The following is a 20,276-nucleotide window of genomic DNA, read 5'->3' as shown; positions in this document are numbered from 1 at the left end:
CTTTCTCACGCAAGAACCCAAAGGTAACCACTCAGAGCCACCAGAGCAGGATTCCGCCTCGCAAGGCGATGCAACTTCGCCCTTCCGAGTATCCTGCAAAGAGCAAAGCAGCCAACACTCGCAAGGAAGATGATGTCAGCAGCTCCAGAGATCAGCGTGGTGATGATCACCTGTGATCGCGTCGGCCAACTCGCGAACGCACTCGATACACTGGAGCGGCAGCAGCTTCGTGACGGCTGGGGCTACGAAATCATCGTGATCGACGACGGCTCGAAAGACGCCACGTCAGCCCTGCTGGCAAAACACGCCCTCACCTCGCCTGTCCCACTGCGCTACTTCTCCTCAGAAGGCCTCGGCGTTCCTGCCGCGCGCAACCTCGCCGCCAAACACGCACAGGGCCGCTGGCTGGCCAGCTTCGACGACGACCAGCTCGCCTCCCTCGGCTGGCTCGAAGCTCTCCGCTCCGCCGCAGACCAAACCGGCGCAAGCTGCTTCGGTGGAGCGCTCTCGCTCCTTCTGCCCGCACCCACCAAGCTTGCCGACATCGGCCCGCGCGCCCGCATCCTGCTTGGCGAACACCTCCTCAGCGACAAACTCAGCCCTTACCCCGCTGGAGAAACCCCGGCGACCAACAACGCTCTCATCACCCGCGAGCTCTTCGAACGCGTCGGCGGCTTCGACCCCAACTTTCGGCAGGGCGGCTCCGACACCGACTTCTTCGAGCGCGTCAAAGCCCTCGGCGAGCCCATCTGGTTCGTCCCCCAGGCCGCGGCCCTGCACGTCATCCCGGCCGCGCGTATCTCTTCGGGTTACTACCGGTGGGTCGCCCGTAAGGTCGCCGCCAGCCGTGTACGCATCCTGCGCAAGCGCTCCGACACCACCACGCTCGTCAGGCTGCTCGCCTTGCGCTCATTTGCTATTCTGCTTCGAGACCTCCCGCAGCTCGCCCTCGCAAAACTTCGCCGAAACAACCGCGAAGCCGTCGATGCGCGCTGCTCCATCTGGTTCAGCAGCAGTCTTTTTCGCGCTCTCTGGGCGCAGCGCTCCGCGAGCGCAGAGAGCAACGCGGCCTTCCTTCGGTCACTCGATTTTCGGCGCCATGGTGGCGAAAGAGATTCCCCGCACACCTGATTTGCGCCTCGTATGACGCATAAGTGTCATCCTCTATACCTCTCGTGGGATGAACTCTAAGTACCGATGTCACCTCTAATGGTTACCAGGGCGCTTTTGCAGGGTCCGGTTGAGTTTTTGGGGTGACCATGCAGATAGCGCTAGAAATTCGTACTCTTTCCAACGCGCTTGCCGTTGTGCAACTCTCGCTCCACTCCAGCCTTCTCGCGGTCATCAAATCCCAGAAGACGGCGAACTTCCTGTCGCTCCTCAGCGGAGCGACCTCCGGCCTTGCCTGCGCAATCCTTTGCCTACTGCTCGGCCGTGTGGCCTGGAAGCTGCGCGCACGCTTCCCCTTCAGCCTGAGCGGCAGCGTCCTCTTCCTCATCTTTGCTGTTTTTACCACCAAGAAGGCGCTTGAGCTCCTTGCGCTCCCGCCCACGACAGCGCAGCCCGCCGATCCCATTCAGATCTTTCACGTAACCATCTCGCTGCTGCTCTCTTGCGGCATCCTGTTGCTCACGCCCTTCCTTCGTAAACTCATCGAGTTCGGCCTCATCGCCGACGAAGAGCACCAGCGCTTCCTCACCGCTGCGGAGACCAACAACCACGCCTTCGCTCTTTTCAAGCCTGTACGCAACTCGCTGCTCTCCATCACGGACTTCGAGCTGCTCTTCGCCAACGCCGCCGCGCAGCAGCAGCTTGCGCTCGACCGCGACAGACTGCCCGGTATGTTGCTCTCGCAGATCCTGCCGGACATGCGCTCCACCGGCGTCTTCCGCCGCCTCAAGCAGGTTGCCAGCAGCGGCATCCCCTTTCAGGGACGCGTGCAGGAACGTAACCTCCGCGATGAGCCCCTGAACGCAAACCTCCGCGCCATCAAGACCGACGGCGGCATCGCCGTCGTGCTCCACGACCTCAGCGAGCAGCAGCAGCAGAAACGCCGCCTTGCCGAGATGAACCGCTTCGCGCAGTCCATCATCGAAGACGCGCCCTTCAGCATCATTGCCGTCAACGCCACCGGCATCATCACCGCCGTCAACGGTGCCACGCAGTCGCTCACGCAGTATCGCCGCGACGAACTCGTTGGCAAGCACTCCCTCGTCATCCTCCACGACCCCGCCGAACTCAGCGCCCGTTCTGTAGAGATGTCGCGCGACAGCGGAAAGCCCGTCGACGCAGGCTTTGACACGCTCCGCGCCACACTCGGCCGCCGCTCCAGCAACGAAAGCGAGTGGAGCTACGTCCGCAAGAACGGCGAAAAGATCGCCATCCATCTAGCCATGACCGCTCTCCGCGATAACGACGACTCCGTCACCGGCTATCTCGCCATCGCCTTCGATATCTCCGAGCGCAAAGCCCTCACCGACTCCATCAGCTTCATGGCACACCATGACGCTCTCACGCGCCTCCCCAATCGCACCATGCTCACCCAGCGCCTGCAGGAGTTCATCGAGCAGTCCACCATTCTGGATACTCGCCTCGCGCTCTTCATGATCGATCTCGATCACTTCAAGCGCATCAACGACTCGCTCGGCCACTCCGCCGGGGACGAACTACTCGTCGCCATCAGCGAACGACTCTGCTCGGCAGTTCGCACCTCTGACTTTATCGCTCGCTGCGGCGGGGATGAGTTCATGGTGCTGATGCCCAACGCCGGTCACCTCGACGACATCGTCCGCTCCGGCCAGCGGCTCTTTAACGCCCTGCAGGGTCCCGTCCTCATCGGTGGTCGCGAGATCAACATCACCGCCAGCATCGGCCTCTGCACCTTCCCAGACTTTGCAGGTGACTCCTCCACCTTGATCCGCAACGCGGACGCCGCCATGTATGCGGCCAAGAATAAAGGACGCAACGCACTCCATGCTTTCAACGAAAGCATGCGTGCAGCCAGTGCCGACCGCTTCGAGCTTGAAGCCGACCTTCGTCGTGCCGTAGAGCGTGGCGAACTGATCCTCCATTACCAGCCGCAGGTCAGCACCCGCACGCGCAGGATCACCGGCATCGAAGCTCTTCTTCGCTGGAACCACCCGGTCCGCGGCATGGTGCCGCCGCTTGATTTCATTCAGACCGCGGAAGAGGGTGGCATGATCATCCCCATCGGCGAATGGGTGCTCAAACAGGCCTGCCTGGAAACCCGCCGGATGCAGAAAGAGATCGGCCACCGTTTCACCGTCGCCGTCAATCTGTCGCCCCGCCAGGTTATCCAGGACAACCTCTTCGAAGTCGTTCAACAGGCGCTGGAACAAAGCGGACTCGCCGCCGAAGACCTCGAACTCGAGATCACCGAAAACACCCTCATGGTCAGCTCACCGGAAACCCTCACCATGCTTGCTCGCTTGCGGGACCTTGGTGTGCGTCTTGCCGTCGATGACTTCGGCACCGGCTTCTCCAGCTTCCAGTACATCCTCGAGTACAAGGTCGACCGCCTCAAGATCGATCGCAGCTTCACTGCTCGCTGCGCCGTCGACCCCAGCGCCGCCGCCGTTGTTCGTGCCGTCATCGCCATGGCCCACGGCCTCAACATGACCATCGTCGCCGAGGGAGTAGAAACCGAAGACCAGCTTGCCTTCCTTCTTCGTCGCCGTTGCGATGAGGCGCAGGGCTACCTCTTCGGACGCCCGCAACCAATGGCTAACCTGCGCGATCAACTGATTGCTTCCGTCGCGCCGGAACAGCACTTCCTGCGCAGCACCAGCTCCCGCGAATCCAGTTGCCGTCCTTCAGGCGCAAACATCCCTGCAGCCGTCATGATGAAGGCATAGTCAACGACTACACAAGAGAAAGGGGCTGCCATCGCTTGATGGCAGCCCCTTTTGTTTCCGAACCCAACTACGCGCGGCTTGAGAACTCGCGCAGCTCCGTGTTGACGATGATCTTCTCGCCTTCCTTCACAAACAGCGGCACGCGGATCTCCGCACCCGTCTCCAGACGCGCAACCTTCGTCACCGAACCCGACGACGTATCGCCGCGCACGGCAGGCTCGGTGTACTCCACCGTCAGCGTGACCTGGATCGGCAGATCAAGACCGATCGGATTGCCGTTGAACTTGTTCACCTGCACGATCATGCCTTCCAGCAGCAGGTCCAGCGAATCGCCCATCATGTCTTCCGTCAGCGTCAGCGTCTCGAAGCTCTCCTGGTCCAGGAAGTAAGAGCCATCCGTATCCGAGTACAGATACGATGCCGGCACGCTCTCCAGATCAGGCTCCTTGAACTTCTCTTCGGCCTTGAACGTCTTGTCCATCACCGCGCCGGTCAGCATGTTGCGCATCTTCACGCGCACCAGGGTCTGCCCGCCACGCGCCGTAGGCGTGGAAATGTCCTTGTCGAGGCAACGATACGGTATGCCTTCCAACTCAAAATAGCTCTTGCGCTTCAGTTCAATAGCATCAAGCAATGCGGCCATGGTGCGTCTTCCCTTCCGCCAGGTTTGGCGTCCTCTAAGAGTGTAGCGGAGCTACCGCCTTTGCTCCGCACACCACGCTCGCCATGCCTGCCGAATCCCCTCCACCAGCGCCTCCGTCACAACCTCCGGCCTCCCCAGCGCCGTACCCAGAAAACGTTCCCGCAGCGTCGGTCGCAGCTCCTGCAAACGCTGCGGAGCACCCGCCACCTCTACGGCCCGACGCACATAATCGTCCTCATCCTCCGCGAGAAACTCCTCCAGCCCCATCTGCAGATTCAACGCCGTCCCCATGCGCCCCACCGGGCTCGCCCCCGCCAGCGTCAACGTAGGAACCCCCATCCACAGCGCATGGTTATTACTAGTGGAGCCGTTATACGGCATCGTATCCAGCGCCAGATCGATCTCCGCATGCAGCGCCAGCATCTGCTCCACGCGACTCACATGCACAAACCACAACCGCTCCGCAGCAATCCCCTCTTCCGCAAACCACTGCAGCAACGTCTGCGGAGGCTTTCCATCGCCCATCGTCGCCAGCATCAACCGGCTCTGCTGAGCTTCTCGCAGAATCCTCGCCCACAGCCGCACTCCACGCCGGTTCAGCTTATTCATCCTCGCCAGGCAGGCGTACGTGAACACACCGCTCGCAAGGCAAGGAAGCGGCGCAATCTCCGGCGCCTCCTCACACGGAGCGAAGCTCGTCGTCGATGGCAGCATCAGCAGCCGCTCACAGAACTGCCCACGCATATCCTCCGGCACCAGCAACGGGTCGGCTATGAAGTAATCCATCGCCCGTAGCCCAGTCGTCCCCACATAGCCCATCCAGCTCATCTGCACCGGCGCAGGCTTGCGTGCAAACGCCAGCAGCCTGTTGTGCCCGGTATGCCCGGACAGATCGAGCAACACATCCACGCCATCCTCACGCACCTGCTCGGCAAACGCTTCGTCGCTCAGATGCGCCACGTCTCGCCAGACATCGAACAGTTCGCGATAGCGTTCGGTCTCTTCATCCTGCAGCGCATTGTTGTTGTACGCCACCAGCGTGAAACGTTTCACACCTTGCTGCAAGGCCAGCAACGTCGGCCGCAGATACCGCACCACCGGATGATCGCGCAGGTCCGCCGAAACAAACCCCACGCGCAGCACTCGCTCAGCATCCGGCACATTCTTGTGCGGACGCCAACTCGCCAGCAGAGGCTCCTCAAACTGCCGGGCAAACGCGCGATGCGCTTCCAGCGTCTGCTCGAGTGAGACGCTGTCCACATGCCCCATCGTGAAGAGCAGATTGCTATGCGCCTCAGCGTGCGTCGGATCAGCCTCTACGGCCAGACGCAGCAAGGCTACCGCCTCCTCCATCAGGCCGTGCATCGTCAGAAACTCGGCATAGTTCGACAACGCTGTCGGGTACTCCGGATCGAGTTGCAGCGCGCGGCGAAAGTGCGCCTCAGCCTCTGCATACCGGTGCTGCCGCCGCAGGCAAAGCGCAAAGTTGTTCTGCAGACGCGCATCGTCCGCACGCGAAAGCAACGCCGCCCTGTAGTGCAACTCCGCCTCGCGCAACCGCCCCTGCACGTTGTACACATTGCCCAGATTCATATGCCCCATACCGTGCAGCACATCGAGCCGCAACACCTGCAGTAACGCCTGCTCCGCCTCCTCCAGGCGCCCCAGATCCACCAGAGCGAGCCCCATGTTGTACTGCGGTTCCAGCGTCTTCAGGGGGGCCAGAGCAAGCGAGCGGCGATACACTTCCACCGCCTCGGCCAGCCTCCCCGTCATCTTCAGGGCATTGGCGTAGTTGTTCAGAAACTGCCAATCGTTACTGCAAGCCGCTGCGGCCTGCTCGTACAACGCCAGCGCCTCGCTCCAGCGGTCCTGCCCGGCCATCACTGCAGCGAGCGCCTTTGGCCCAAAGCTGTGCGCGGGATACGCGCATAGCAACGACCGCGCGGCTTGCTCCGCTGCGTCAAACCTGCGTTCACGCAGCAGATCAATCACAGCATCCTGCGCTTCTATCGAAGGCCCGGCTGCCAGCCGGGGCCGTTTTTCACCCTGCGAAATCAAAGCCGCTGTCTGCACAAAGACTCTCCCAGATACCGTCTTTGCACGTCTGGAGCCGCTCTTTTTCGGTGAAAATGGGCACGCTCTAATGCATTATGAAACGTTTCATCGCACCTCAAAAAATAAGACGGCGCAGGCTCGTCGAGCCTGCGCCGTCGACCTCAAGGTTTTTACTCTGCCGGAGCGTCCCCGCTAAGCATCTGCAGAGCTCCCCGCTCCTTCAGCATCTCGGCAGCGCGCTCGCCAAGACCTTTCGCCGAGCTTCCGACGGCCGCCTTCACGATCAGGTGCACGGACTGCTCGCCATCCAGGGCGGCTACCTGCGCGTGGAGGTGCCACTGCTCGTCCACGCGATGTGCGTACGCTCCCAGCGGCAACTGGCAACCGCCACCTAGAGCCTGCAGCACGAACCGCTCGGCCTGCGTGGCAAACTCGGTGTCCGCGCAGTTCAAGGCACGAACCGCAGTGATCACTTCGTCATCGCCTGCGCGAGTCTCCAGCCCGAGAGCGCCCTGTCCCGGTGCGGGTGTCAGTTCGTCCACGGCGAAGCGCTGGTGCACACTCTCCGTGCGGCCGATGCGGTCAAGCCCGGCACAGGCCAGCACCAGCGCGTCTGTCGCGCCTTCCTGCCACTTGCGGAGGCGAGTGTCGATGTTGCCGCGCAGTTCCACAAACTGCACGTCTGGACGCAGCGCCAGGATCATCGCCTTGCGGCGCGGCGAAGTTGTTCCGATGCGTGAGTGCATGGGCAGCATGTGCAGGCCCCAGTAGTCCTCGCAGACAAACGCGTCGCGAGCGTCTGCACGCGGCGGAACGGCCGCCAGCGTGAAACGCACGTCCAGCGTCGTCGGCAGATCCTTTAGCGAATGCACGGCCAGATCCACACGCCCTGCCAGCAGAGCGTCTTCGATCTCCTTGATGAAGATGCCTTTGGCGTCCAGCGGTGTACCGTCTTCAAACGTCTTCGGTGCGACGAACGCGGGGTCCTGCATTCGGTCGCCGACCGTGCGAATGACCTCGACCTCAACCGCATGGCCCAAAGCCCGCAGAGCGTCCGCGATGTGGTGTGACTGCCAGAGCGCAAGCTGCGAGCCGCGCGATCCGATGCGAATGGTCTTCTTACTCATCATGAAGAGGATACGCCCGATGCCTGTGTAGCCCGCGTACCGCTGCAACAGCCGAATCATGCGCTGCAGCAAGGAGGAGTAGCATAAAGCTATGAGTCGCCTTACGACAATCGCCGCCCTTTTCGCACTTACTCTTTCTACAGGGGCCGTTGTCGCGCAAGGCATGTCTGGCAGCCAATCCATGGGAACGCGCGCAGGGCAGACGCCGAGCTACCTCGCCCACGCTGGTCTCGAGCAAAGACTCGGACACGTTCTGCCCATGGACAGCCAGTGGACCGACGAAACCGGCAAATCCGGCGCCCTCTCCCAGTGGTTCGATAAGAAGCCCGTCGTGATGGCGGAGATGTACTTCCGCTGCGCCATTCTGTGCCCGCAGGTACTGCATGGCATGGCCATCGCGCTGCCGAAGACGAAGATGAGCCCGGGCAAAGACTTCGACGTCCTCGTCTTCTCCATCGACCCCATGGACAAGCCCTCCGACGCCATTGGCGAGAAGCGTGAGTTCCTTCACCAGGCAGGCTGGGACAACGACCCCGAAGCCGCAGCCTCGGTCCACTTTCTCACCGGTCCCGAAGACTCCATCACCGCAGTTACGGCAGGCACAGGCTTCCACTACGTCCGCGTGCAGGGGCCGGACGGCAAGATGGACCAGTTTGCCCACTCCAGCGTCATCCTCTTCGCTACGCCCGAGGGCAAGGTCTCAAAGTATCTGGCCGGCATCAACTACCCGGACCGCGATGTGCGCCTGGCGCTGCTCGAAGCCTCGCAGCACAAGATCAGCAACCCGGTGGACCTGTTGATCCTCTACTGCTGCAACTATGTTCCGTCCACCGGACGTTACACCGTGAGCGTGGAACGCGTGCTTGGACTGGCCGGAATGGCCTCCATCGGCGTGCTGGTGATGATGATGTACCTGCTGGGCAAGAAGCCGAAGTCGCTCCGTACCTAGCCTTCGCTTCATTCGCCACCGCCGGGGTTCGGTACTGCTCAGCAAGTGAAACCCCGGTAACGATGGCGCGATCTGCGTGCGGCCGAGGTCAGGGTCCGGTGGAACTCAACGAGTGAGACCCCAACTCAACGGTGTAGCGAACAATAGAAGCTCCCGATGAAGGAAGCACTACTACTTTTGTGCTATTACCTCAACGGAAGCCCTTTATTCGCAGTTAGATAAGACGTGCGGCTGCACGAGACGACCTACTTCTTTCGTGCACTGGTTTCGTAAACCGATTAGGCAAACGATTTACTCGGCGAGATTGCTCAAGCTCTCGCGCAACGCCGTAATCTGCCCATGCAGCAGCTTCGCCGTCAATTGCCGCGTCAGTTGCTCAATCGCCTGACGATGTTCGTCCGAGACCGGCTGCGGCATCCTAGCCAGCGCCTTCACGACTTCCGCTTCGCGGGTCACCTCGGCCTGTGCCAGCAGTTCGCGAATCGCTCCTGCGCTGCCTGCCTGCTGCACGCGCTGGTTGTAACGCTCCACCTCCAGCGACACGATCGACTCCGCTGCTTCGGCTTCCCGGGTACGTGTCGCCTGATTCTGCTGCGCCGCCTGCTGCAGATCGTCGATGTCGTAGACAAAGCAGCCTTCAACATCGTTCACCGCCGGAGCCACATCCCGCGGCACCGCGATGTCGATGAAGAAGACCGGGCTGTTCTTGCGCCGCGACAGCATCGCCTTCGCGTGCTCCCGCTGGAAGACCTGCCCTGCGCCCGTCGAGGTGATGATGATGTCCGCGCGGTGCGCTCGTTCGTACAGCTCCGCAAACGGAATCACGCCGGTGGTGATGTTGGGCGTGCGTAGCTCTGCTGCCATCTTCTCTGCGCGAGCTTCCGTGCGGTTCGAGACCAGCAACGTCGTCGCGCCTTGTTGAATCAGGTGCCGTGCCGCCAGATCCGACATCTTGCCCGCACCGACCAGCAGCACCGTCTTCCCTGCCAGCGAGCCAAAAATCTTGCGGGCGAGTTCCGCTGCCACCGAGGCCACAGAGACCTGCGCCGAACCGATATGCGTCTCCGTGCGGACTCTCTTTGCAACGGAGAAGGCACGCTGCAGCAGCGGGTCGAGCGTCGAGCTGACAGCGCCCACTTCGCGGGCGACGGTCCAGGACTGCTTGACCTGCCCCAGAATCTGGGGCTCGCCGACGACCATCGAGTCCAGCGACGAGGCAACGCGGAAGAGATGCCGCACCGCCTCGTTCTCGCGATACTCGTACAGGTGCGGCTGTAGCTCGGTGGGGCGAATGTTGAGAAAGTCGCGGAGGAAGCTCAAGGTCCGCGAGGCCGAAGCCTCGTCCTCATGCACCGTCAGGAGCTCCACGCGGTTGCAGGTGGAAAGAATCAGCGCCTCGCGAATGCCCGGCTGATGCGCCAACACCTTTGTGGCCTCGGCCAGACGCGACTGCTCAATCGCCAGCCTTTCGCGCACGGCGAGAGGCGCGGTCGTGTGGTTGACACCGACCAGCAGCAACGACGTTTTGTTCGTCACCGGATCACTCATGGCGCACGGAACCTGTGGACACCCGAAAGCGCGTTTGCGGCCCACACCGCGAGCACAAACAGGAAGGCGAAGCTGGACATATATACCGCGCGACGACCGCGCAGGCCAGAGTGCTGTCGAATCCAGATCATCAGCATGTAGGCCAGCCACATGGCCAGCGAAAGCAAGACCTTCGGGTCAGCAAAGAAGCTTGGGCCGATGCTCTCCAGCGCCACGACGGAGCCGATGAGCAGGCCTGCCGTCATGCAGGGCAACCCAAAGAGCAGGCTCTTCACGGCAATCTGGTCAGTGACCGCCAGCGGCGGCAGCCAGGACCGCGCCTGGGGGGCGCGCTTCTGCTTCAGCTTGCGCTCCTGCACGAGGTACAGCACGCTCGCCATCAGCGAAAGGAACAGCGCGGCATAAGCGGTCAGCAGCAAGGCGACGTGCAGAAACAGCCAGCCATTGCGAATGAACGGGTAGTCGATGATTTCGCGGCCCGGGCGAAACGCCGGAACCATCGTGAAGAGAACGCACAGGGGAAGCAGAAAGATGCCGAAGGATACGGTTCGATAGCGCTGAGCCAGGAGGAGAAATCCGACCCCCAGCAACAGCCCCAGCATGGACAAGGTCTCATGTGTTCCCACCGGCAGCGCGTGGTGCGCCGTGACGAGCATCTCCACCATCGCGACGAAGTGGAAGAACGTTCCAGCCGCCGCAGCGGGCATAGCCACATGACGCCAGCGTGGGCGGCTGTACAGCGCCGCCGGCAGCACCGCAAACGCGGCGATGGCGTACAGAGTGACCGCGAATCTTAGCCAAAGTAGAGACATGAGAGTGCAAGCGTCCAGCAGCTAAAGGCGTGACACCTCAGTATATCGTCCGCTCAGGACTCTCTTGCGCGCTTATGCCCTGCTTGCGCGATCATCAGACGGCAGATGGGCCGTTGCCTGCGGCGAGCGACTGTTCCAGGTACGCCGTCAGCTTCTGCTCAATCATTGACAGCGGAAGAAAGAACGGACGATCGGTGACGTCGATGGAGAGCTTTTCGCCGTCGAAGGTATACGTTGCCGTGATGCCGTCCTTGGTCAACTGGCCTTCGCGGCCGGTCAGCTCAATGCCATTGGAGGCCAGCCTGCGCGAGGCGGCGGCGAACTGTTCTTCGGTCATTGGAACCTGAATCATTCGCTGAGTTTACGCGGCTTCTGCGAGCTTTGCACAGCCGCACTTGCACTCGCTCCCAAGACGCGATATTCTTACTGAGTTGCAAGTGCAATGTGCGGCCGTAGCTCAGTGGATAGAGCAACTGGCTACGAACCAGTAGGTCGGAGGTTCGACTCCTTCCGGCCGCACCATTCCTTTATTTCTGCCCACTCTATTCTTCTTATATTTTCTGCCCACTTTATTCGGTGGGCTTTGTTGTTTCTGACCGCTTTCCTGCATCCACGCACTGCGACGTTTCGTCTATGATGAATAGGGACTGGAGCGGTCGCAGATTCTCTGCTGCCAGACTGTCCGGGAAGCGGTGGGATCACATGCTGTTGAGCGAAGTTCAGGTCGGCCTGTCAGGAACGTTGCATCGCATCGACCTGAATGAAGAGATCTCCGACCATCTCGCGCATCTCGGCTTCCTTCCCGGCGCAGAGTTCAAGGTTCTCCGACGCGCTCCTGCCGGAGACCCCACGGTGTACCGCATCGACGGCGTCGAAGTGGGGCTACGGTCAGAGACCGCCTGCCACATCGTCATCGAACTAGACGCCCCTGCGGAGACCCTCTAGCCCATGAGCTGTCACGTCACCGCAGCCCCCGAAGCGCCGACAGAGCAGATTGATTACAGCAAGCCGCGCCGTCTGAAAACGGTCGCGCTCGTCGGTCCGCCGAACTGCGGCAAGTCGACGCTGTTCAACCGCTTGACCGGCCTGCGCCAGAAGACAGCGAACTACCCCGGCGTCACGGTGGACCATCACTCGGGCAAGATGCGCGGCATCGGCCGCGGCGACCTCACGCTCATCGACCTGCCCGGCATCTATTCGCTGGCGACTTACTCCGAAGACGCACGCGTTGCGGTCGACGTGCTTACGGGCCGCATGCCCGGAGTTCCCGCGCCTGACGTCGTGCTGCTGGTGCTGGATGCCGTTCACATGAACCGCCAGCTCATGCTCGCGCAGACGGTCTTTTCGCTCGGCCTGCCAACGATGGTTCTGCTCAACATGAGCGACCTGCTCGAGCAGCGCGGCGGCAAGGTTGATCCGCTGGCGCTGAGCGCCGAACTTGGCCACCCCGTCGCTCTGATCTCCAGCGCCAAGGGCCGGGGGATGGACCTGATCTCCGCGTTTCTGGAGCAAACGACCAGTGCCCCCGAGGTTCGCCAATCGCTGCGCCTGCCCGTGCTGCAACCGGCTGCCGCCAGCCGCAAGTGGGCTGCGCAGGTTTCGCAGCGCACCAAGTATCGGTCACCGGAAGCTCCGCTCTGGACGAGACGCCTCGACTCGGTGCTGCTGCACCGCATCTGGGGCCCGCTGATCTTTCTCGCTGTCGTTATCGCGGTCTTCCAGGTGGTCTTCTCCCTCGGCCAGCCGCTGAGCGATGGCCTTGGCGACCTGCTGACGAAGGCCGGTGCGGTTGTCGCAAATGCTCTGCCCGACAACTGGGTGCGGGCGCTGCTGCGTGACGGCATATGGAACGGCGTGCAAAGCGTTCTTGTTTTCCTGCCGCAGATCCTTCTGCTCTTCCTCTTCATCGGCATCCTCGAAGACTCGGGCTATCTGGCTCGCGCTGCGCTGATCGCTGACCGTGTGATGCGCTTCTTCGGCCTCAACGGCAAGGCGTTCATTCCCCTGCTGTCGGCGTATGCCTGCGCTGTTCCAGCGATCATGGCTACGCGCACCATCGAGAACAAGCGCGAGCGCCTTGCCACGATCCTCGTCGCACCGTTCATGACCTGCTCTGCGCGACTGCCGATCTACACACTGATCATCGCGGCCTTCGTGCCGGACCATCGCTTCCTGGGCTCACTGGTCGGCCTGCGCGCTGCCGTAATGCTTGGGCTGTACGCGCTTGGCTTCCTTGCGGCACTCGTTACGGCTCGCGCGCTGAACTCAAGCGTTATGAAGGCGCAGCCTGCACCCTTTGTCCTCGAGCTGCCGCAGTATCGCTGGCCGACGCCGCGGGGTCTTTCGTTGCGGCTGTACGACCGTGCGGGGCTCTTCCTCAAGAAGGCCGGCACCGTCATTCTTGCGTGCACATTCCTCGTGTGGCTGCTCAGCGTGCTGCCTATCCACGGCGGCCAGTTCTCTGAGATTACGAGCTCCATCATCGGGCACATCGGCCACTGGATTGAGCCGGTTCTCCGCCCGCTTGGCTTCAACTGGAAGATCGGCATCGGTCTGCTCAGCTCGATCGTCGCGCGCGAAGTCATCGTGGGCACGCTTGGCACGCTTTACGGAGCCGACCCGGCAACGCACGCACAGAACCTGCAGATGGCTCTGCGTCACGACATGACCGCCGCCGGTGCGATCGCGCTGGTGGTCTTCTTCGCCTTCGCGATGCAGTGCACCTCGACGCTTGCCGTGGTGCGCCGCGAAACGAATAGCTGGAAGTTCCCGCTGCTGCAGTTCTGCTACATGACCGGTGTTGCCTACCTTGCGGCCCTGCTCACCAATCAGCTTCTGCTGCGCATTCTCTAAAGCACCCGGCCTCGCAGGCTAAGCCCCGACAAGCGCGGCCTTGCGCTCCGCGTAGCGTGCTCTCTGACGCATCACCTGCGGCAGATTCGCCTCAATCCAGAGGGCCAGTTCCCTTACATGCTCCGCAATGCTGCTGCCCAGCGGCGTCAGGCTGTACGACACCTTCGGCGGCACGGACGGTACGACCTCGCGCGCGACAAAACCGTCAGCCTCCAGTTGCTGCAGCGTCTGCGCAAGCATCTTCTCGCTTACACCGCCGATCTCCCTGGCCAGTGCGCTGAAGCGGCGCTCGCCTTCCAGCAACTGCACCAGCACCAGCACGCCCCAACGCGACGTAACATGGTCCAGCACCGTCCGCGAAGGACACTCCGATGCGAGCAGGTTCCCGCGCCGCCCTCTCACCCTGCTTACCAGTCCAGTCTTCATATCAGGAGCTTACTTAAAAGTACGTACTTACGCAAAGTAAGCTACTGCGCTACGCTGGTTCTCGTAGCCGAAACCTTCGGCAAGCAAAAGGAGTCGCACTATGATCGCAGTCACCGGAGCCACAGGCCACCTCGGCCGCCTCGCCGTCGAAGCTCTTCTCACACGCATTCCTGCCAGCGAGATTGTCGCTATTGTCCGCACCCCGACCAAGGCCGCAGACCTCGCGGCCAAGGGCGTCACCGTCCGCACAGGCGACTACAACCAGCCGGAGCCCCTTGCGTCTGCACTGTCCGGCGTCAGCAAGCTTCTGCTCGTCTCTTCCAGTGAAGTCGGCCAGCGCTTTGCGCAGCACAAGGCCACGATTGACGCCGCCAAGGCTGCAGGCGTCACCTTCATCGCCTACACCAGCATTCTGAACGCGGACACTACGCCAGCACTGCTCGCCGAAGAGCACAAAGCTACCGAAGAGTACCTCCGTTCGGCTGGTGTAGATTTCGCTCTGCTCCGCAACGGCTGGTACACCGAGAACCATACGGCAAGTCTGCCTGCCTCGGTCGCGCATGGAGCCGTTATCGGAGTCGCAGGCGATGGCCGCTTTGCCACCGCTACGCGCGCTGACTACGCCGAGGCCGCAGCCGTCGTCCTGAGCACGGAAGGCCACAACGGCAAGGCCTACGAACTTGCGGGAGACACCAGCTACAACTACACGGAGTTCGCCGCCGAAGCCGCCAAGGTCTCAGGCAAGCCCGTTGTTTACGCTCGCCTCTCCGAGGCCGACTACGAGGCAGCGCTCACCGGCTTTGGCCTGCCCGCGCCTCTCGCGCACATCCTCGCTGACGCCGATGCCGCAGCAGGCAAGGGTATGCTCGACACCACCTCGCGCGACCTCAGCCAGCTTATCGGCCGCCCCACCACGCCGTGGCAGGAGACCGTCGCCGCGACGCTGAAGAGCTAACTGCGGCCACAAACGACAAGGGCCCGCGAGCAATCGCGGGCCCTACTTCTTTCTATGCCAGGAAAACTACCGTTCTCCCCAGCTGAGCTTCGAACGCAGCACGTTGAACAAGCCGTTCTCATGCAGTCTGAGCAGACGAATCGAGCTCTCCGAGCGGCAACAGTCGATGCGGTCTCCTAGAAGAAGCTCCACCGCCTCCTGTCCGTCGACGGTCAGATAGGTCTCGTGCGGCACAACGTCCACGGTGACTGAAATCTTCGAGTGCCCCGGCACGACGATTGGGCGAATGGTCAGCAGGTGCGGACAGATGGCCGTCATCACCATCGCATCGACCGTCGGCATCAGGATCGGACCGTTTGCCGCAAGCGTGTACGCGGTGGAGCCTGTCGGCGTCGCGATGATCACACCATCTGCCTTGAAGCGAGCCACAGCCTGCGAGTCGAGCTCAATCGCAAACTCCCCCATACGCGCGATGGCTCCCTTGGCGAGCACCACATCGTTCAGCGCTTCAAACCTGCGGAAGACCTCGCCGTCGCGAATCAGTTCCGTCTGCATGAGCCAGCGGGAGTCGAGCACCGCCGTCCCGTTCAGCCAGGCCTCCAGCGTTATGTACATCTCGGAGACAGGGACCTCGGTGAGAAAGCCCAGCGAGCCTAGATTGATGCCCAGAATCGGCGTGCCCGTATGCGCAAACGCGCGGGCTGCGGAGAGCAGCGTGCCGTCTCCACCAAGGGTGATGACGATCTGGTGCCGCTTGCTCGCGATCTGCTCACGGCCCACTCCTAGCTCGGGCTTGCCGAGGTACTCGGCCGTCTGCAGATCGAGCGTACACTCGAAGCCGTGCGCGGCCAGCCATGCCGTCAACTCCGGCAATAGCTCTTCGAGCTCAGGCTTCTGCGGCTTGGAAATGATGGCGGCGCGTGGCATGGGTTTCCCTAGTGTAAACGTGTCTTGCGCCATAGACGATCAACATCATGCGAAGCGTGCGTGGAGCAGGAACTCTTTGTTGCCTTCGGTGCCTAGAATCGGCGAATCAATCAACGCGACAGCCTCGCCGCCAAGCTCCAGCACGCACTCGCGGATGCGCTCAATCGCCAGTTGGTGCGCTGCCGGATCACGCACGATGCCGCCCTTGCCTACATGCTCGCGGCCTGCTTCGAACTGCGGTTTCACCAGCAGCACCGCCTCGCCCTGCCAACGCTCCCCTGCCGGAGCCAGCGCCCGCACCACGGCAGGAATTACCAGTGTTCCTGAGATAAAGCTGACGTCCATGGCGAAGAACTGCACACGTGGCTCGGTGACCAACGCACCTGCGGGCAGCAGACGGGCGTTCGTCTTCTCATGCAGCGTGACGCGCGTATCCACACGAAGCTTGTGTGCAATCTGGCCGTAGCCGGTGTCCACGGCGACCACGGTGGGGGCTCCGTGCTGCAACATGCAGTCCGTAAAGCCGCCGGTAGACGCTCCGATGTCCGCGCACGGACGGCCTTCCACCGAAATGCCAAAGGATTTCAACGCGCCTTCGAGCTTCAGTCCGCCACGCGAGACGTAGCGCATGTCGTCTCCCAGCAAACGAACGACGGCGTCGTCAGCCACGGGAGCCCCTGGCTTATCCACCTTCTGCTCGTTGACCATGACACGACCGGCAAGAATCATCGCCTGGGCGCGTTCGCGGCTCGAAAAAAGCTGGCGTTCTACCAGTAGTTTGTCTAATCGAAGTTTTGCTTGCGGAGCAGGCATCCTACACATCCCCAAATGGGCACGCCATGCGCCGCCCGAAAGTATCCCTCTCAGGATACGGGACGGTCGAGTACACTGGGGCTCACATCTACAACCGCTTTCCTCCGTGGCTCTGCGTGCATCTAACAAACGAGATACAACGACGCAGAACCAATCACGAAGCAGCCTCAAAGCCCTCTACAGAGCAATCCAAAGTACGCGGTAACTCGTTCTATGAACAGAGAGTTTGAAACGACAAACCCGGCGGCAGATCCTTCGCCTAACGACGACGCCCAGCTTCTGGCGCGCGTGCAGCGAGGTGATGAGGCTGCAATGACGGCTCTCTACGATCGCTACTCGCGCATCGTCTACTCCGTTTCGTTACGCGTCCTTCGCGACGCCTCTGCGGCGGAAGACGTGTTGCAGGAGATTTTCATGCAGGTATGGCGCACACCCGACAGCTTCACCTCCGCCCGCGGTAGTCTCGTGGGCTGGTTGGCTGTGGTCGCGCGCAACCGCTCCATTGATACTCTGCGGCGCAAACGGCCCACCGAACAGGTGGAGGACGTCGTGCTCGCAAGCCCCGGCAATCTTGCCGAAGAGAGCGAACGCTCACTGATGACGGAACGCGCTCGCGTTGTGATCGCTCAACTGCCAATAGAACAGCGCAAAACCCTTGAGATGGCGTTCTTCGATGGTCTGACCCACACCGAAATCGCGGAGATGACCGGCGACCCGCTGGGAACCGTCAAGACCCGCATCCGCAGCGCCTTGATCGTGCTGAGAAAGGCGTTTGCGGCATGAACACGATGACTCATTTATCTCAGGATGATCTTGCCCTTTTCGCCTTGCAGCTTCTGGAAGGTGAAGAGCTCGAAAACGCGATTCAGCACCTCGAGCGTTGCGAGCAGTGCCGCCAGGAGGTGGCACGCTTTCAGGGTGATCTCGTAGGCTACGCGCTGGCGCAAAGCGAGTTGCATACTCCGCCTGCGGCTGCGCGTGAACGGCTGATGCGTCGCGTGGCCAAGGAAAAGAAGATTGCTCTGCCCGTAGCTGTCCCACGCCCTGCCGAGCCAGCGCGCGCGGCGGTTGCGTCTCTGCCAGCTTACGAACACTCTTCGGCGTCTGTTCCTGTGGCGCAGCCCATTCCTCTTCCCCAGGAACGCCCTGCCACTGATACCGGAGAGCTATTCCTCGCTTCTCGCGGCCGCCGCATCTTTGAAAGCGAGCCCGAGGAAGTGGAAGAGACTCGCCATGGCCGCAACCCCGTTGTTTCGATTCTCGGCTGGACAGGCTGGGCGATTGCGGCAGGTATGGCGGTCGTCGCAGGCTTGCAGTTCCGTGAACGCCAGTCAGCACTGGGCGATCTTGCGGCGCAGCAAGTCAAGACGCAAAGCGTCGAAAGCTCGCTCACCGAGGCGCAGACGACGCTGGATACGCTGACGGACGCTGGCGCGATGCAGGTTTCGCTCCACATGCTGGTGAATGGCCAACCGGAGCCACCGAAGCCCGAGGGCCACGCGGCTTACATCGCAGGCAAGGGTTCTCTGGTCTTCATCGCAAGCCATCTACAGCCCATCGACCCCAACAAGACGTACCAGTTGTGGCTGCTTCCCGCTGATGGGCAGAATCCGGTTCCAGCAGGCACGTTCCGGCCAGACTCCCGTGGCATTGCCACTGTCGTTATGCCAGAGATTCCGAAAGGCATTGCGGCGAAGGGCTTCGGCGTAACGGTCGAGGAACAAGGTGGCTCCAAGACGCCAACTCCGCCGATCATCCTCGCAGGCATGTAATTCCGCGTCACACGCACAACAAGAAGGCCGCCTTTGCAGGCGGCCTTCTTGTTTTGCTGAGAAGCTTTGTTAGGGTGCTGTCACGACGACGCGAACGCCAGTGCCGTAGATAGGTGCGTGCGTGAACACCGTATCGTCATCGGTCTCGATGATCGTAAGGTAGCGGCTGTCCGTCGAGGTCACGTATACCTTGCCCGTCGGTGAGCCGGTGGTTACCGCCAGCGTCGAGGGATGTACACCGAAGATCGAAGGCGTCGACAGGGTGGTGGAGTCTGCGACCGTAGGGATCGTGGCCGAAACCACGCCGGTATTCAGGTTCACCACGCTCACCGAGCCATTGGTCGAACCGTTGCCCGAATTCGCCACGTAAGCACGCGGTGTCGTCGAATCACGCAGTACCTGAAGCTGAGTCGGATTCACGCCAACGGGAACCGTCGACACCAGCGTACCGAAGTTCGTTCCGTCAACAGGATTATCCGCGTTACAAGTCGGGTTCGACGCCTGCGCCGCAGCCGAGCAGAGCGGGATGTTGAAGACCGAAACCATGCCACCGTGCGTTCCGTCACCGGCAGAGAGCACAACCAGTTCATTGGTCAACGGGTTGATGTCCGCCCAGACGGGGTTCGTGGAGATGTTATTGCCGCCGCTATCGGTCACGGTCGGAATGGTGATCGTCGGCGTGGTGCTGTCCAACGCGTTGTTCACGACATTGATCACGCTGACCGTCTGCGAGCCCTTGTTCACCACGAACGCGCGACGCAGGTCGCTCGTCATGATGCCGTACACCGGGTTCGTGCCGACGGTGATGTTCGACGTCAAGGTCAGGCCGGTCGTTGCGTTTGCTTCGATCGAGCTCGCGGTGTTGTTTGCGTTCAGAACGTAGATGCGCGGCGTGCTGTTCATGCCGACGATATACTGCGGGCGAGCAGGCGTGGCGATCTCCTGAACGAGCTGTCCCGTGGTGGTCAGCGAAGCCAGCAGATTCGCGCCGACCTCCGGAACAAACACCGTTCCGGTCGAGTTCAGCAGCGAAATCGAGGCAATGTTGGTGGGCGTCGCCGTCGTCGGCAGCGTTGAGGTAAGAATTTGGCTCGTCAGCAGGGTGTTCGGGCTGGAAACACCAAACTCCGAAAGCGTGCCCGCAGCGTTGATCGTGTAGCCATACGATGCGGTCGTTTCTGCGCTGCCGTTCAGCACGATGTAGTTCGGCGCAGTCTGTACCGCAGGCTGGGTGATCACCGTATCGCCGGAGAAGTCCACAAAGGTCACAAGCCCCGACTGCGAGGAACCAGGGTCAGACACAGCCACAGCGTACTTTACGGGCTGGGACGCCGGGCCAACGGGGCTGGTACCTGTCACGACAGGGCGATAGTTATTGCCGCAACCGGCCAGCAGCAAAGCTGCCAGCATCGAGCCACATGCCGCTGAAGAGATCTTCGCGCGCGAACGAGTCGCGCCATGGGTGGAAGTTTCAAACACCTGAGACAAACCTGCTCCAAAGGGACGGCCGGAATAGTT

At 61.7% G+C, this 20,276-nt stretch carries 18 protein-coding genes and 1 tRNA gene; 9 read left to right on the top strand and 10 right to left on the bottom strand.

Features of this window, described 5'->3' with window-relative positions; translation table 11 throughout:
- Positions 1 to 129: 129 nt before the first annotated feature.
- Positions 130 to 1,131, top strand: a complete 1,002-nt coding sequence (locus PW792_06310; protein MDE1161545.1) for a glycosyltransferase family A protein — start codon at positions 130 to 132, stop codon at positions 1,129 to 1,131.
- Positions 1,132 to 1,259: 128 nt separating this feature from the next.
- The gene (locus PW792_06305; protein ID MDE1161544.1) at positions 1,260 to 3,875 is read left to right on the top strand and encodes an EAL domain-containing protein; all 2,616 of its coding nucleotides are present in this window, start codon (positions 1,260 to 1,262) and stop codon (positions 3,873 to 3,875) included.
- Between the two features lie 67 nt (positions 3,876 to 3,942).
- On the opposite strand, the gene PW792_06300 is transcribed toward PW792_06305, so the two are convergent.
- The 3 genes from PW792_06300 to hemC all read right to left on the bottom strand — a co-directional run bounded on the left by PW792_06300 (position 3,943) and on the right by hemC (position 7,703).
- Positions 3,943 to 4,518 carry an elongation factor P gene (locus PW792_06300; GenBank protein ID MDE1161543.1) on the bottom strand — a complete coding sequence of 192 codons (576 nt, stop codon included), beginning with the start codon at positions 4,516 to 4,518 and terminating at the stop codon, positions 3,943 to 3,945.
- Between the two features lie 51 nt (positions 4,519 to 4,569).
- Positions 4,570 to 6,594, bottom strand: coding sequence for a tetratricopeptide repeat protein (locus PW792_06295; GenBank protein ID MDE1161542.1), 2,025 nt, complete (start codon positions 6,592 to 6,594; stop codon positions 4,570 to 4,572).
- A gap of 152 nt (positions 6,595 to 6,746) precedes the next feature.
- The gene (gene hemC / locus PW792_06290; protein MDE1161541.1) at positions 6,747 to 7,703 is read right to left on the bottom strand and encodes a hydroxymethylbilane synthase; all 957 of its coding nucleotides are present in this window, start codon (positions 7,701 to 7,703) and stop codon (positions 6,747 to 6,749) included.
- Between the two features lie 91 nt (positions 7,704 to 7,794).
- Between hemC and PW792_06285 the strand changes: the two genes are divergently transcribed.
- Positions 7,795 to 8,652: an SCO family protein gene (locus tag PW792_06285; GenBank protein ID MDE1161540.1), complete on the top strand. Its 858-nt coding sequence runs from the start codon at positions 7,795 to 7,797 to the stop codon at positions 8,650 to 8,652.
- Positions 8,653 to 8,943: 291 nt separating this feature from the next.
- On the opposite strand, the gene hemA is transcribed toward PW792_06285, so the two are convergent.
- From hemA to PW792_06270, 3 genes are all read right to left on the bottom strand, one after another.
- The gene (gene hemA / locus PW792_06280; GenBank protein ID MDE1161539.1) at positions 8,944 to 10,200 is read right to left on the bottom strand and encodes a glutamyl-tRNA reductase; all 1,257 of its coding nucleotides are present in this window, start codon (positions 10,198 to 10,200) and stop codon (positions 8,944 to 8,946) included.
- Positions 10,197 to 11,012 carry a cytochrome c biogenesis protein CcsA gene (gene ccsA, locus PW792_06275; protein ID MDE1161538.1) on the bottom strand — a complete coding sequence of 272 codons (816 nt, stop codon included), beginning with the start codon at positions 11,010 to 11,012 and terminating at the stop codon, positions 10,197 to 10,199. The genes hemA and ccsA overlap by 4 nt, the downstream gene beginning before the upstream one ends.
- Before the next feature lie 94 nt (positions 11,013 to 11,106).
- On the bottom strand, positions 11,107 to 11,349 hold the full coding sequence (locus tag PW792_06270) for a hypothetical protein (GenBank protein ID MDE1161537.1): 243 nt from the start codon (positions 11,347 to 11,349) through the stop codon (positions 11,107 to 11,109).
- A 109-nt stretch (positions 11,350 to 11,458) separates the two neighbouring features.
- On the opposite strand from PW792_06270, the gene PW792_06265 reads away from it, so the two are divergent.
- From PW792_06265 to feoB, 3 genes are all read left to right on the top strand, one after another.
- Positions 11,459 to 11,534 (top strand) — tRNA-Arg (locus PW792_06265).
- A gap of 180 nt (positions 11,535 to 11,714) precedes the next feature.
- On the top strand, positions 11,715 to 11,957 hold the full coding sequence (locus PW792_06260; protein ID MDE1161536.1) for a FeoA family protein: 243 nt from the start codon (positions 11,715 to 11,717) through the stop codon (positions 11,955 to 11,957).
- A gap of 3 nt (positions 11,958 to 11,960) precedes the next feature.
- The gene (gene feoB, locus PW792_06255) at positions 11,961 to 13,865 is read left to right on the top strand and encodes a ferrous iron transport protein B (GenBank protein ID MDE1161535.1); all 1,905 of its coding nucleotides are present in this window, start codon (positions 11,961 to 11,963) and stop codon (positions 13,863 to 13,865) included.
- Between the two features lie 18 nt (positions 13,866 to 13,883).
- Here the strand turns inward: feoB and PW792_06250 are convergent, their stop codons facing one another.
- Positions 13,884 to 14,291, bottom strand: coding sequence for a helix-turn-helix domain-containing protein (locus PW792_06250; protein MDE1161534.1), 408 nt, complete (start codon positions 14,289 to 14,291; stop codon positions 13,884 to 13,886).
- Positions 14,292 to 14,391: 100 nt separating this feature from the next.
- Here PW792_06250 and PW792_06245 point away from each other — a divergent pair, with 100 nt between their 5' ends.
- The gene (locus PW792_06245; protein ID MDE1161533.1) at positions 14,392 to 15,246 is read left to right on the top strand and encodes an SDR family oxidoreductase; all 855 of its coding nucleotides are present in this window, start codon (positions 14,392 to 14,394) and stop codon (positions 15,244 to 15,246) included.
- A gap of 66 nt (positions 15,247 to 15,312) precedes the next feature.
- On the opposite strand, the gene PW792_06240 is transcribed toward PW792_06245, so the two are convergent.
- Both PW792_06240 and PW792_06235 read right to left on the bottom strand, forming a co-directional pair.
- A complete protein-coding gene (locus tag PW792_06240; protein MDE1161532.1) occupies positions 15,313 to 16,173 on the bottom strand; it encodes an NAD(+)/NADH kinase in 861 nt (286 codons plus the stop codon).
- A gap of 45 nt (positions 16,174 to 16,218) precedes the next feature.
- Complete coding sequence (locus tag PW792_06235) at positions 16,219 to 16,986, bottom strand: TlyA family RNA methyltransferase (GenBank protein MDE1161531.1); 768 nt, start codon at positions 16,984 to 16,986, stop codon at positions 16,219 to 16,221.
- A 213-nt stretch (positions 16,987 to 17,199) separates the two neighbouring features.
- On the opposite strand from PW792_06235, the gene PW792_06230 reads away from it, so the two are divergent.
- Positions 17,200 to 17,769: a sigma-70 family RNA polymerase sigma factor gene (locus PW792_06230; GenBank protein ID MDE1161530.1), complete on the top strand. Its 570-nt coding sequence runs from the start codon at positions 17,200 to 17,202 to the stop codon at positions 17,767 to 17,769.
- Complete coding sequence (locus PW792_06225; protein ID MDE1161529.1) at positions 17,766 to 18,758, top strand: anti-sigma factor; 993 nt, start codon at positions 17,766 to 17,768, stop codon at positions 18,756 to 18,758. Before PW792_06230 ends, PW792_06225 begins: the two co-directional genes overlap by 4 nt.
- A gap of 69 nt (positions 18,759 to 18,827) precedes the next feature.
- On the opposite strand, the gene PW792_06220 is transcribed toward PW792_06225, so the two are convergent.
- Positions 18,828 to 20,237, bottom strand: a complete 1,410-nt coding sequence (locus tag PW792_06220; protein ID MDE1161528.1) for a YncE family protein — start codon at positions 20,235 to 20,237, stop codon at positions 18,828 to 18,830.
- Positions 20,238 to 20,276: the final 39 nt, after the last annotated feature.

The organism is Acidobacteriaceae bacterium (assembly GCA_028283655.1).
Classification (GTDB): domain Bacteria; phylum Acidobacteriota; class Terriglobia; order Terriglobales; family Acidobacteriaceae; genus Granulicella.
The sequence above is the reverse complement of the archived record's forward strand: the minus strand, read 5'-3'. Positions and strand labels throughout refer to the sequence as shown.

Coding starts and splice junctions, on each gene's coding strand:
- PW792_06310 (MDE1161545.1), top strand. CDS start 130: ATGATGTCAGCAGCTCCAGAGATCAGCGTGGTGATGATCACCTGTGAT.
- hemC (MDE1161541.1), bottom strand. CDS start 7,703: ATGAGTAAGAAGACCATTCGCATCGGATCGCGCGGCTCGCAGCTTGCG.
- PW792_06305 (MDE1161544.1), top strand. CDS start 1,260: ATGCAGATAGCGCTAGAAATTCGTACTCTTTCCAACGCGCTTGCCGTT.
- ccsA (MDE1161538.1), bottom strand. CDS start 11,012: ATGTCTCTACTTTGGCTAAGATTCGCGGTCACTCTGTACGCCATCGCC.
- PW792_06300 (MDE1161543.1), bottom strand. CDS start 4,518: ATGGCCGCATTGCTTGATGCTATTGAACTGAAGCGCAAGAGCTATTTT.
- PW792_06240 (MDE1161532.1), bottom strand. CDS start 16,173: ATGCCACGCGCCGCCATCATTTCCAAGCCGCAGAAGCCTGAGCTCGAA.
- feoB (MDE1161535.1), top strand. CDS start 11,961: ATGAGCTGTCACGTCACCGCAGCCCCCGAAGCGCCGACAGAGCAGATT.
- PW792_06225 (MDE1161529.1), top strand. CDS start 17,766: ATGAACACGATGACTCATTTATCTCAGGATGATCTTGCCCTTTTCGCC.
- PW792_06245 (MDE1161533.1), top strand. CDS start 14,392: ATGATCGCAGTCACCGGAGCCACAGGCCACCTCGGCCGCCTCGCCGTC.
- PW792_06230 (MDE1161530.1), top strand. CDS start 17,200: ATGAACAGAGAGTTTGAAACGACAAACCCGGCGGCAGATCCTTCGCCT.
- hemA (MDE1161539.1), bottom strand. CDS start 10,200: ATGAGTGATCCGGTGACGAACAAAACGTCGTTGCTGCTGGTCGGTGTC.
- PW792_06285 (MDE1161540.1), top strand. CDS start 7,795: ATGAGTCGCCTTACGACAATCGCCGCCCTTTTCGCACTTACTCTTTCT.
- PW792_06260 (MDE1161536.1), top strand. CDS start 11,715: ATGCTGTTGAGCGAAGTTCAGGTCGGCCTGTCAGGAACGTTGCATCGC.
- PW792_06235 (MDE1161531.1), bottom strand. CDS start 16,986: ATGCCTGCTCCGCAAGCAAAACTTCGATTAGACAAACTACTGGTAGAA.
- PW792_06270 (MDE1161537.1), bottom strand. CDS start 11,349: ATGACCGAAGAACAGTTCGCCGCCGCCTCGCGCAGGCTGGCCTCCAAT.
- PW792_06250 (MDE1161534.1), bottom strand. CDS start 14,291: ATGAAGACTGGACTGGTAAGCAGGGTGAGAGGGCGGCGCGGGAACCTG.